This is a genomic window from Hyalangium sp., assembly GCF_035629615.1.
GTDB lineage: Bacteria > Myxococcota > Myxococcia > Myxococcales > Myxococcaceae > Hyalangium.
In genome coordinates, this window is the sequence record NZ_DASPHO010000410.1 from 1 (window position 1) to 12072 (window position 12072).

The following is a 12072-nucleotide window of genomic DNA, read 5'->3' on the forward strand; positions in this document are numbered from 1 at the left end:
CGCTGGAGGCGGTGGAAATTCGGCAAACCCTGGCGCAGCGCAACCCGGATGCGTTCCTGCCCGACCTGGCATCGAGCCTCAACAACCTGGGCATCAGGTTGAGCGCGCTTGGGAGGCGGGAGGAGGCGCTGAAGGCCTCGCTGGAGGCGGTGGAAATTCGGCGAACCCTGGCGCAGCGCAACCCGGATGCGTTCCTGCCCGACCTGGCATCGAGCCTCAACAACCTGGGCAACAGATTGAGCGCGCTTGGGAGGCGGGAGGAGGCGCTGAAGGCCTCGCTGGAGGCGGTGGAACTGTACCGAACCCTGGCGCAGCGCAACCCGGATGCGTTCCTGCCCGACCTGGCCAAGAGCCTCAACAACCTGGGCGATAGGCTGGACGAACTGGGACAGCGGCCGGAGGCTCTGAAAGCCTATGAAGAGGCTCTGGACATGATGTGGCCCTTTTTTGAACGTCTCCCTCAGGCCTTCAAGGATCAGATAGCTTTCATGCTCAAGGACCTGCTTCACGCATATGAAGCTCTCCAGCGCTCCATGCCTCGTGTGCTCCAACAGCGCATGGCGGACTTCACGCGCCTCGCGGGTCTTGGAGCAACAATCCGATGAAGCTTGACCCCTTTCCTACTACCTTTGTTTCGAGGTGGCCGGGGGAGACAGAATCATGGCTGGGGAGTAGCAGAGACCTCGCCACTCATACTCTCGCTCGGTGCATGGCGGCGCAGGATCCGCAAGAAGCTTCCAGCAACCTCCGTTGATCTCGACCTCGCGTCTCTTGCAGGGCGGGCGTGCCTGTCCTGGAAGGGGTGTCGTCGGAATATCTACGCTGATCCTCTCCACAGAGGAGGCGAGCTCTTCAGTGCCACCGCAGGCGCTCAGAGCGACATGGCCGAGCCCCGATGTGCTCGCACCCTCGCCGCTGGTGTCCCGCAGGGGGTCAGCCGCGCTTCTGGTTGCCAGGTTTGCAGCGTGACGCCGAGTGGCTCCCCCTTGGAGAGCAAGGAAGACCACGAGTCCTGCTGTCATGGCGATCCAGGGCCACGACACTCGGCCGACTCGTGGCTGGCCCGGCCGGTTCTTCCGAGCGACAGGTACCCCAAAGGAACCCGAGTCCAGAGGCTCTGCCACCGGCACTGCTTGCGCGGGCGCCTCGGCACGGAAGGCCACGCCGCCTCGGTCCAAGCTCCTCGGGACGATGGGCTGATCCGTCTCGAGGCTGGCGGACAGAGCCGCCTCATCGAGCGCTTGGGCCAGTTGCGCCGCACTGCCGCGAGCGGAGGGCTCCAGCGAGAGCATCTGGCGGATGAGCGCTGCCAGCTCCGGGCACACCGTCACCAGCTGCTCAGGTGGCCGCCACTCGGGAGGCCGGAAGGAAGGCTCACCTTCCAGAAGCTCGGGAGGGAGCACGGGAGCAGGGTAGATCCCCGTGACGAGGCAGTAGGCGGTGACGCCCAGGGCGTACACATCATCTGCGGGACCTGGCTCGTAGTGGGCACCGGGCAGTTGGTAGTGAAGCCAGTGGAAACGCAGGGCCTCAGGGCTGCGGTGGTGCGGAGTGCCAGGGGGAAGCAGCTCACGCGTGAGGGTAGGAGCACCGAGAAAGTCCCCAGCACCGAAGTCCAGGAGCGTGGGCCAGAAGTCGTCCCGGCGCACGAGGAGGTTGTCGGCCTTGACGTCGCGGTGGACCCCCTGCACGGCGTGAGTGGCGGCCAGAGCACTCGCCACCGGAGCCAGCAGCCGCAGCACCTGACGCGAGGTGAAGGTGCGTCCTTGAGCCCACACATTAAGCGGCACACCCTCCGCCCAATCCATCACCAGGAAGGGGAAGGGGCCTGCAGGATGGGGCCACAGCCCCTGGTCATGCAGGCTCGGGACGTGGGGATGGGCAATGCGGCGCAGCAGCTCCGCCTCCCGCAGGAAGCGGGCGTCGTTGGGGTGAAGCGCCACCTTCAAGGCAAAGAGAGCGCCGTCCTGCTCAGCGGCGCGAGAGACGAGGTAGACGGCTCCGTAGGCGCCGCGGCTCTGCCGGGAACGCACGCACCACGAGCCCACCACCGTGCCCGGAGGCAGGTGCGCGGGGTGCAGGTGCCGGAGTGAGGAGTCGGCGGCCAGGAGGAGCCTCAAGGGGGAGCAGCTTGCTCTCCCAGCAGTCTACCCCATGGGTAGGACAATCCCCACACTCATGAGGCGGTGTGCCCGCCGGCACTCACTGGACCCAGCCTGCTGTCGGCGGCCACCTCGTCCCCACGCACTTGACCCGCAGCGTCCCCTTGTTGAATGAGAGGACGTGCCAAGAAACTTCCGAACCTGCAGCGCGCTCCTGCTCCTCGTCGCCGCCTGCGCTACAACGGAGCCGAGCCCGAGAGCCCCGTTGGTCGACAACCCAAGGATCATCAACCTTCAGAGGGCGGCGCAGTTCCCCTGGCTGGACCATGGGCGGTGCGTCGTCCAGGAGGCCTCCCAGCCATGGGGCATGTTGATGGAGAGATGCCATCACGCGCTCGACACGCGGAGGATCCTGTTCCGGGATACCGAGGGGGTATGCCCGGTGGCCTCCGCGGGCGCGGCCACGGTGCCAGCGATGGTGGCCATCTGCCTGTTGGCGCAGCCTTTTGCGGTGGGAGCAGTGGTCATCATCGGCGCCGTGGTAGTGGCCGTGGCCATCCAAGAGGAGCTGGATGCGCATGCGCGGAGGCGGCGGGCCCACCCCAAGCCCGAGGCATCCCGTGAGGCTGCGAGGCCCGAGCCTCAAGCGCAGCCCTCCACGGAGGAACCCCTGGCGAACGGAAAGCCCAAGCCGGAGGGATTGGGCAGGGACTGGTTCCCCCCGGAGCCACCTGTGTCCCTAGAGCCGAGTGAGCGCCGCCCCGAGTGCACCCCCAAACGGGTGCCGCCCAAGGGGGGGCATCCCTTGCATAATGCGTGCGCCAATAATGTTCCGCTCAATGCCTTCCGTGGCGCCAACGCACTCGTCAACGGCAAGGCCTTCGACGCGCTGCAACCTGCCATGCGCACGCTCTGGGAGGTCAAGACCGACAACTTCGACACGTACACTGCCGTCCTTCGAAGAATTGTGGTCGGCAATCAGGTGTTGGAGTTGCGGCGCGAGCGCGGTCTCGCAAGGGCCTGCGGATTCGACTTTCGAGTCGGCGTACGCAGCGCTGCGCACAAAGCCGCGCTGGAGCTCGCGGCACCGGAGCTCGAGGGCCTCATCGTCGTCATGGACTGGTGCTGAAATGCCGGCCACGCAAGAGAATGAACTTGCCGTCATCGTCTATGCGCCTGCGCTCGTGGGCGACGATCGTCGCCCTTTGGCGGTGGTTCATGGAATGGAGCGCGCGCTCCCTGGCTTGCGCCTGGAGTGGACGATTTCTAACGAGGGGCAGTTCATCCCTCTGCCGCAGCGCGAGGCATGGCTTGCCCGAGGGAGGCCGGATGGGGAGGGATTTCAGCTCATTTGCAACGGCAACGAGAGCGACCTCGTGTCAGTGACTGGATGGGAGAGTTCGGCGGACAGCTCATCGGGCGGTCAGGCCCAGCTTGATGTCCATGCGGCGCTACCTCTGGCCGCGGAAGGCATCGCAGCGGCAGCGGATGTGCTGGAGGGAGTGGCGGAGGGCGCGCGTGCGTTCTGGGGGCACGCGACGCCGTTCAGTGCGGGGGTAGATATCGCGCGGCAGACGAAGAACTGGGCGGCCAACCCGCAGCCTCCACCACGCAGGCTCCCCGCGCTCAAGCTCCCGTGGGACATCCGCTCGCCTGAGATCCCACATCGTCTCGGATGGCTGAACTACTGGTCGGCCGCTGCCGCCCAGGCCATCGGGTTCCCGGACCCTGCGCGCGACGCGGATCTGCTCTCGCGGTCGCGACGTACAGAAACAGGCGGGTGGATTGTCCCGCTCACGGAGGCTCCGCTGGATCTCGACAACCCCGCGCACCTGGACGCGCTCATGCGCGCCTATGAGCGCTTCCCGGTGATTGGCGGGCGCGTCACTCCGCGCTGATTGAGGCGAGCCCGCCGGAGCTCGATGGACCCAAGGAGGACACAGACCCCACCTAGTTCCAAACCGCATCCATTGCCGCGTACATCACATCCGTTGGCTTCTCGCGGGCCTGGAGCCAACGGTCGAGGTGGAGCAGCGCAACCTCCCAGCCGCTGCCGGTGCCGCGTGCGTCGCCCACCGTCGGGGCGCTGAAGTGCTCGAGCTCGAGGCGCGTTCCCTTGCCAGCTCTCGAGAGCAGCGTGCGTCGACCAGAACCCGCGCGGCGTCTTGTCGCGGTTGAAGGGGGGACAGCCAGCCGCGCCAGTGCCTCCTCGAGCGCATCTCTACGAATCCAGATTCTCCAGCGCTGCAAGCAACGCCTGCTCCCACTCGCGCAGCCATGCTTCCAGAGGCAGGGGGCCTGCGAAGGTGCGCCCTGCCTGCCGCTGCGCATCCCTCAGGTCTACCTCCTTGCGCTCCAGCATCCGCTGAAGTTGGGCCAGCGCCTTGCGTGCCTTCGTCTCTCCCGCCTCGCGGACCCAGGCGGCCACCTGGTATGGATCCGGCACAGGCCGGTCCTCCTCACAGCCGCATCCCGGCGAGCAGCCGCTCGTAGACCCCATCAGCGTCGACAACGGGCTGTGAAAAGCGTGGGGCATCGGTAGAGCGATAATAGTCAGGCTGGCGCGCCCAGGCCCACCCGCCAAGTCGGGAACTCGGGCACTCCAGCGCACGGCTCCGTTGAACCCGCTGGAGGGTCGTTCCTCCCTGCGCCCTCCGCAGAACCTTCACCCTCACCCTCTGGGAGAGGGCTAGGGTGCGCCTGCCGTCCACCCTCGACCCCCTCTCATGAACCCCACCGTCATCACCTCGCTGACCGCTGAGCCGCTAGACCTGCCCCTCACCGAGCCCTTCGCCATTGCTACCGGTGCGCAGCACGTGGCCCATAACGTGCTCGTGCGCATCACGCTGGCCGACGGCACCACGGGCCTGGGCGAGGCCGCGCCCTTCACTGCCGTCAGCGGAGAGACGCAGTCCCGGACGCTCACTGCCATCGAGTCCATGCGCGAGCGGCTCATCGGCCAGGATGCCCGCGCCTGGCGCCCGCTGTCCGCGGGGCTCACCGAGGCGCTTCTCCACGAGCCCTCGGCCCGCTGCGGCTTGGAGACAGCCCTCCTGGATGCGCTGGCCCGCCACCACCGTGTGCCCCTCTGGGTCTTCTTCGGTGGTGCCGGCACGGAGCTGGACATCGACATGACCGTGACGGCGGGAGACCGCGCGCATGCGGAGTCCTCCGCCCGCGCCATCCTCGCCCGCGGCATCACCACCCTGAAGGTGAAGATCGGCGCCCTCTCACCCGAGCAGGACGTGGAGCGGCTCGTGGCCATATATAAGGTGGCGCCCCAGGCGCGGCTGTTCGCCGATGCCAACGGCGGCTACACCGTGTCGCAGGCCCGCGCCTTCCTCGCAGGGCTGGAGAAGGCCGGCGTGCCGCTCGCGCTCTTCGAGCAGCCCGTCCCCGCCGAGGACTTCGCCGGCATGGCCGAGCTCACCCGCACCTCCCGCATGCCCATCTGCGCGGACGAGTCCGCCCGCTCCGCCCAGGACGTGCTGCGCCTCATCCGCGAGCGCGCCGCCAGTGGCATCAACATCAAGACGATGAAGTGCGGCGTCGTGGAGTCCCTGATGATGTGGCACCTGGCCCGCGCCGCCGGCATGGAGCTGATGGTCGGCGGCATGGTGGAGAGCACGCTGGCCATGAGCTGCTCGGCCCACCTCGCCGCGGGCCTGGGCGGCTTCCACTACGCGGATCTCGACACGCCCCTGTTCATCGCGAAGCACCCCTTCCGCGGGGGGTATCAGCAAGAGGGCTCCCGGGTGAGCATCGCGCGCTCTCCCGCGGGCCATGGAGTGGAGCTGGCCTGAGGGCCTCTTACTTCAACCCCTCGGCCGGACCGGGAGGGGGTTTGGCCGCCGCGGCCACCTCGAGCGCCTTCTCCAGCTGGGGATCCTTCCCCGCAGCGTACGGCAGCGCGGCGGGCACCTCGACGTCCACCGCCACTCCGACGCCCTCCAGCCGCGTCCCGTCGACGTTCCCATCCATCACCGCGACATAGAGGAGGTCCCCATTGGACAGGCGCAGGGGCGTGCCCGCCAGCACCGCGCCTGCGGTCCGCTCGCCCACCACCTTGGCCATCTCCCGCTGCTTCATGGCGAACGTCACCAGCTCCTTGCCACTGCGCGAGCCGCCGTTCACCAGCAGCACCACCGGCTTGACCCAGGAGCCCTGGGTGACGACCTGCTTCCCGTCCCGTCCCACCGACGTGAGCACCGGGAGCCGCGGGTTGAAGAGGTTGAGGAACTCCACGTTGCACCCACCCCACCCGTCCCGCAGGTCCACCACGAGCGCGTCCGCGTTCTCGGCGCGGTAGAGGATGTACTCCGCCAGCGCCTCCTGGTGCTCCGGGCCCGCGCACGAGTAGAGGTGCTGGTAGGCCACGCGCTTGCCGCCACGCTCGAGGACGCGCGAGCTCTTCTCCTGCGCCTCGAGCCACTCGGTCTTCGGGTCGATGCGGCGCGGCGTCACCGTCAGCGTAAGAGGCCGTACGCCCTTGCCTCGCTCCACGGTCACCTGCGTGGGCTTGCCGGCGCGGTCCTTCAACGAGCGCACCGGGTGGAAGAGCTTGCCCTCCACGCTCACGATGCGGTCGCCTCGCAGCAGCCCCGCCTTCTGCGCCGGGCCACCCGCGAAGACGTGGCGCACGAAGGAGCCCTCGGGCTGCACGGCCACGTCCACACCCATGCTCACGTACTCCACCTCCTTCAGCTTCAGCACCCACCGGAAGATGGACGACAGCCCCACGTGCCCCAGGCTCTCGCGCGGGTAGTACGCCGTGTGCGAGGCCTGCAGCTCCGCCAGCGCCTGATGCGTGAGCCGCTCGAAGTCCTCCTCCGTCTTCGCCGCGGCGCCGTAGCCCTGGTGACGCCGGGCCCAGTCCGCGGCCTTCTTCGCGTCGTAGAAGCGCTCGCGCACGTGGGAGACGACCTCGTCCCCCAGCTTCGTGAATGAGCCAGGCGCCTGCGCCCACGCGCTCGCCCCCAGCATCCAGAGCCCCACCGCGATCCAGCGTCCCATCCGTGTCTCCCCTCTCCCCCCGGAGAGGGATGAGGGAGGGTACCTGCCTTCACGCCGCCTTGCCCATGCTGGGATGCCCGTGTGGGATGGGTGACGGCTCGCACGCGGATCGGCGAACCGGCCCCTGGCCGGTTAATCATGGGGACTCGTGCTGGACTCGCTCGCAACGCCCCTTCGCCTGGCCCTCGTCGCCGAGGATCCGCTCGCCCGCGGGGCCCTCTCTCGCGCCCTCTCCGACCAGGGCGGGGAGGGCCTCTCCCTCGTGGCGGCGGGCACCCTCGCGGAGCTCGAGGCCGCTCGCACCGAGCCTCCAGACGTGGTGCTGTGGGATGTGGGTCTGCGCCTGAACGGTGCCGAGGGGCGTCTGGAGGCTCCGGATCTGGGGGCGCCCGTGCTCGCGCTCGTGCCGGACGAAGCGGCGGGCGAGCTGGCACTCACCGCCGGGGCCCGGGGCCTGCTCTTCCGTGATGCCGCTTCGGGCGCGCTGATGGCCGCGCTCCAGGCCGTGGCCCGGGGGCTCGCCGTCTTCGAGCCCACCCTCTCCCTTGTACGCGCTGCCCCGCGGGCCGCCGCCTCTCTCAACAGCCCGGAGGCCCTCACCCCCCGGGAGCGTGAGGTGCTCGCGCTGCTGGCCGAGGGCCTCTCCAACAAGGCCATCGCCGACCGGCTCGCCATCAGTGAGCACACGGCCAAGTTCCATGTGAACGCCGTGCTCGCCAAGCTGGGCGTACAGCGGCGCACCGAGGCCGTGGTCCGGGCCGCTCGCCTGGGGCTGGTGACGCTGTGATGCGCGCCTGAATTGTTTACAATTATCGCCAGCCTGTTCCGGGGAGCAGGGAAGCGTGAGGCCGGGAAGGCGTCAGCTTGCTCCCTGGGTCTGTACCGTTTTGATCCGAGCCGAGAAGCCCGTGCCTTCATCCCCCCGCTCGCCTGATGCTGTGACGCCCGAGGCAGCCAGCCCTGGCGAGGAGCGTGGCACCCGCTCCGAGGAGGAGTCGCAGCCTGGAGCCCCCCTGCTGAGCGCGCTGCTGGAGCTCCAGACGGACTTCCTCCGAGGTGGAGATCCGCAGCGTTCCTTGGAGCGGTGGCTCACGCTGCTGCTGGGGGAGACGGGCGGCGAGCACGGCTTGCTCGGTGTGGAGCTCCAGGCCCCCGGTGTGGCTCCGGCTCCTCAGCTCCAGGTCCTCGCCTCCACGCCTCCTGGCTGGGGAGCCGCGCTCTGGGAGGTGCCCGCCTGGCTGACTCCCGGGGATGCCGAGCCTCGAAGCCTGCAGGCGCTCGTGAGCCTGGCTCTCTCCACCGGCCAGCCCTTGTCGGCCGAGGGGCCTGTGAAGGTTCCTGGGAGTGCCCCTCTCCCCATGCCAGAGCCTTCCCCGCGCTCCTTCAGAGTTCTGCCGCTCCAGGCCGGAGACGCTCGGACGGGGTTCGTGGGCTTCACCCATCGCCCGGGTGAGGCCACCGCCGAGGCCTCCGAGGACCTCCTGCTCTTGCTGGACGTGGGCGACAGCCTCCTCCGGAGCCGGCGAGAGGCGCAGCAGCAGGAGCAGACCCAGCAAGCCGCGCACCACCTCCAGGAGGAGCTGGAAGCGCTGAGACAGACGCTCGCGAGCGTAGAGGATGATCTGTGGATCTGGAATGCGCCCACTCGCGAGCTGAGGGTGAGCCGTCGCTGGCGGGAGATCGCCGGCTACGCCGAGAATGAGCTGGCACCGACCTTCGATGCCTGGAAACAGCTCTGCCACCCCGAGGATCTCCCTCGCATCCAGAGCAGCCTCCAGGCGCATGCGGAGGGCACCACGCCTCATGCCGAGTTCGAGTACCGCACGCGGTGCAAGGATGGCGAGTGGGCCTGGATCCTCAGCCGAGCCCGGGTGGCGGCGCGGGATGAGCAGGGCAAGCCGATCCGCATCGTCGGCACCGACACGGATCTCACCGCCATGAAGCGGAGCGAGGAGCGACTGAGCGCCCTGCTCCTGGCCATTCCGGATCTCATCTTCCGCTTGCGCGGAGATGGGACGTACATCGACTTCAGCTGCAGCACCTCCGAGCGGACCCTGCTGGCGCCCGAGGAGTTCATCGGCCGGAACATGCGTGACCTGCCGATGCCGCAGTACTTGAACGATCTGTGGTTCTCGAACCTGGATCGCGTCCTGCGAGACGGCGCTCTGGCCGTCTACGAGTACGAGCTGGACATGCCCCAGGGACGCCAGAGCTACGAGGCGCGAGTCGTCCGCAGCGGGCCGGACGAGGTGGTGAGCATCATCCGCAACATCACCGAGCGCAGGCTGGTGGAGGAGCGGCAGGCGCAGCTCATCCAGGCCGAGAAGCTGGCCTCGCTGGGGCAGATGGCGGCGGGGCTCGCGCACGAGATCAACAACCCGGTGAGCTACGTGGCGAGCAACCTGCGGGCGCTGGATGAGTACGCCTCGGCCGTGGGCCCGCTGCTGCGGATGCTGCGCGAGTTCCTGGAGGAGCCGGGGACGGAGCCGCGCACGCTGTCGGCGGAGCAGCTCGCGAGGATGCGCCAGTTGTGGCAGCAGGGAGAGCTGGACGAGCTGCTCTCGGACATGCCGGAGCTGATCCAGGAGTCGCTGACGGGGACTCGGCGCATCAAGGAGATCGCCCAGAGCCTGCGGGTGTTCGCCCGCGAGGACGATGGCCAGCCCCAGTCCGTGGATGTGAACGAGGAGCTGGAGTCCACGCTGCGGATGGTGAGCAACGAGCTCAAGTACAAGTGCGACGTCAAGCGGGACTTCGGGCCGCTGCCTCGCATCACCTGCTTTCCCACCCAGCTCGTCCAGGTGTTCACCAACCTGCTGCTCAACGCGGCCCAGGCCATCGAGACGCGAGGAGAGATCCGCATCCGCACGTGGCAGCGGGACACCGAGGTGGTGGTGGAGATCTCCGACACAGGCAAGGGGATGACAGCGGAGACGATCTCCAAGCTCTTCACGCCATTCTTCACCACCAAGCCACGGGGGCAGGGCACGGGGCTGGGGCTGTCCATCAGCCGCGACATCGTCAACCGCCACGGGGGCCGCATCGAAGTGCGGAGCGAGCCCGGCAAGGGCAGCACCTTCACGGTGACCCTGCCCCTCTCGCCGCCGTGAGCCACGCCCTGTTCCCGGCCACCCTGGCCACCTCCCCAGAGGTATGAGGCCCCTCCCCTCCCGGTGAGGGACTCCGGGCGGGGATTGTCCGGATGGGGAGGAGACCTGCCTGAATGGGGGGGTCCCCTGCCTGACCGTCTCGCCGATGTGGCGCGCGCTCGAGCCCTTTAGCTTCTGGCTCTGAAAGGAAACGCCATGTCCGACCTGCTCTCCCTCTCCCAGTCCATCGCCTCCCTCGTCGAGCGCATTGCTCCCTCCGTCGTCCGCGTGGAGGCCCGCCGCCGCCACGGCGCCACCGGCATCATCTGGAGCAACGAAGGCCACATCCTCACCACCAGCCACTCCGTGGAGAACGAGGGGCAGATCCAGCTCACCCTCCCCGATGGCCGCACTGCCCCCGCCGAGCTCGTCGGGCGCGACCCGAGCACCGACCTGGCGCTCCTCAAGGCCGAGGCCTCGGGCCTCACCCCGCTGGCCGCCGCTCCTCTGGACGGTGTGAAGGTGGGCCACCTCGTGCTCGCCCTGGGCCACCCCGGCCGGACCACCCGCGCCACCCTCGGCATCGTCAGCGCCCTGGGCGATGAGTGGCGCACCCACGCGGGCGGCCGCATCAACCGCTACCTGGAGACGGACGCCGATCTGCCCCCTGGCTTCTCCGGAGGCCCTCTGGTGGATGCACAGGGCCGCTTCCTCGGCCTGCTCACCGCCGCCTTCTCCCGCAACGCCGCAGTCGCCATTCCCGGCGAGACGCTGAGCCGCGTGGTGAGCACCCTCCGCGAGCACGGGGGCATGCGCCGTGGCTACCTGGGCGTCGGCGCCTACCCCGTGCGCGTGCCCCAGTCCCTGTCGGCCCTGGCTGGCTCCGAGACCGGTCTCATCTTCCTCTCCGTGGATCCGGACGGCCCCGCCCACCGCGCTGGCCTGCTGCTGGGAGACGTGCTGGTGAACCTCGGTGGCCGCAAGCTGGAGGGCGTGGAGGATCTGCTCGGCTACCTCGCTGACGAGAAGGTAGGCACCACCCTCCAGGCCAAGGTGCTGCGCGCCGGCGAGCTTCGCGAGGTGTCCCTGACTATTGGCAAGCGCTCGTGATGTGGCGGGAAGGATTGAAAAGGACGGACCATGAAGCTGCTGCAACAATTCTCGGATGATCTCGAAGAGCTCGTCGCTCGCGCCTCGCCTGCCGTCGTGGGCGTGGAGCACGGGCGCGGCCACGGCACCGGCCTCTTTCTCACGCCGGACGGCTACGTGCTCACCAACCGTCATGTGGTGCGCAACTCGCGCAAGCAGACCGTGACGCTCTCCACAGGAGAGGAGCGCAAGGCCACCTTTGTCGGTGGGGACGCCCCCACGGACCTCGCCGTGCTGCGCGCCGAGGGCACCGACTTCCCCACCCTGCCCCTCGCGGACCCCAAGGACGTGCGCATGGGGCAGCTCGTGGTGGCCATCGGCAACCCGTTCCGGCTGGAGCAGTCCGTGTCGCTGGGCGTGGTGAGCGCCATCAACCGCAGCCTCACGCTCCCGGACGGCACGATGCTCGAGGGCATGCTCCAGACGGACGCGGCCATCAACCCCGGCAACTCGGGCGGGCCGCTGCTCAACACCCACGGCAAGGTGGTGGGGCTCAACACGCTGGTGCTGCCGTACGCGCAGGGCATCGGCTTCGCGGTCAGCGCCACCACGGCGGCGTGGGTGGCCAGCCTCCTCATCCAGCGCGGCAAGGTGGAGCGGCGCTACCTGGGTGTGGCCGCCCGCGCCATTACACTGGAGCCCCAGGAGGCTCGGGATGCGGGGCAACCTCGCGGCGTGCTCATCCTCAAGGTGCAGCAGGGCACCCCCGCCGATGACGC

The 12072-nt window shown here is 68.7% G+C and carries 11 protein-coding genes; 8 read left to right on the forward strand and 3 right to left on the reverse strand.

The features are described from left to right. The coding region (locus tag VD972_RS20890) for a tetratricopeptide repeat protein (RefSeq protein WP_324989665.1) at positions 1 to 605 on the forward strand (605 nt) is incomplete at its 5' end. Positions 606 to 623: 18 nt separating this feature from the next. Here the strand turns inward: VD972_RS20890 and VD972_RS20895 are convergent. Beyond that, a complete protein-coding gene (locus VD972_RS20895) occupies positions 624 to 2120 on the reverse strand; it encodes a serine/threonine-protein kinase (RefSeq protein WP_324989667.1) in 1497 nt (498 codons plus the stop codon). 355 nt (positions 2121 to 2475) lie between these two features. Between VD972_RS20895 and VD972_RS20900 the strand changes: the two genes are divergently transcribed. Next, complete coding sequence (locus VD972_RS20900; RefSeq protein WP_324989669.1) at positions 2476 to 3231, forward strand: DUF6310 domain-containing protein; 756 nt, start codon at positions 2476 to 2478, stop codon at positions 3229 to 3231. Between the two features lies 1 nt (position 3232). Continuing rightward, entirely contained in the window at positions 3233 to 4000 is a 768-nt protein-coding gene (locus tag VD972_RS20905; RefSeq protein ID WP_324989671.1) for a DUF5953 family protein, read from the forward strand. Between the two features lie 323 nt (positions 4001 to 4323). Here VD972_RS20905 and VD972_RS20910 read toward each other — a convergent pair whose 3' ends face one another. Next, positions 4324 to 4548: a hypothetical protein gene (locus VD972_RS20910; protein ID WP_324989673.1), complete on the reverse strand. Its 225-nt coding sequence runs from the start codon at positions 4546 to 4548 to the stop codon at positions 4324 to 4326. A gap of 280 nt (positions 4549 to 4828) precedes the next feature. Between VD972_RS20910 and VD972_RS20915 the strand changes: the two genes are divergently transcribed. After that, positions 4829 to 5905 carry a dipeptide epimerase gene (locus VD972_RS20915; protein WP_324989675.1) on the forward strand — a complete coding sequence of 359 codons (1077 nt, stop codon included), beginning with the start codon at positions 4829 to 4831 and terminating at the stop codon, positions 5903 to 5905. Positions 5906 to 5912: 7 nt separating this feature from the next. Here VD972_RS20915 and VD972_RS20920 read toward each other — a convergent pair whose 3' ends face one another. Beyond that, positions 5913 to 7115 (reverse strand): S41 family peptidase, encoded by a 1203-nt coding sequence (locus VD972_RS20920; RefSeq protein WP_324989676.1) that lies wholly within the window; start codon positions 7113 to 7115, stop codon positions 5913 to 5915. A gap of 148 nt (positions 7116 to 7263) precedes the next feature. Here VD972_RS20920 and VD972_RS20925 point away from each other — a divergent pair, with 148 nt between their 5' ends. The 4 genes from VD972_RS20925 to VD972_RS20940 all read left to right on the forward strand — a co-directional run. Then, positions 7264 to 7902, forward strand: a complete 639-nt coding sequence (locus tag VD972_RS20925; RefSeq protein ID WP_324989677.1) for a response regulator transcription factor — start codon at positions 7264 to 7266, stop codon at positions 7900 to 7902. Between the two features lie 121 nt (positions 7903 to 8023). Continuing rightward, complete coding sequence (locus VD972_RS20930) at positions 8024 to 10225, forward strand: ATP-binding protein (RefSeq protein WP_324989680.1); 2202 nt, start codon at positions 8024 to 8026, stop codon at positions 10223 to 10225. 195 nt (positions 10226 to 10420) lie between these two features. Further along, positions 10421 to 11314 (forward strand): S1C family serine protease, encoded by an 894-nt coding sequence (locus VD972_RS20935; RefSeq protein WP_324989682.1) that lies wholly within the window; start codon positions 10421 to 10423, stop codon positions 11312 to 11314. 30 nt (positions 11315 to 11344) lie between these two features. After that, the coding region (locus VD972_RS20940) for a S1C family serine protease (RefSeq protein WP_324989684.1) at positions 11345 to 12072 on the forward strand (728 nt) is incomplete at its 3' end.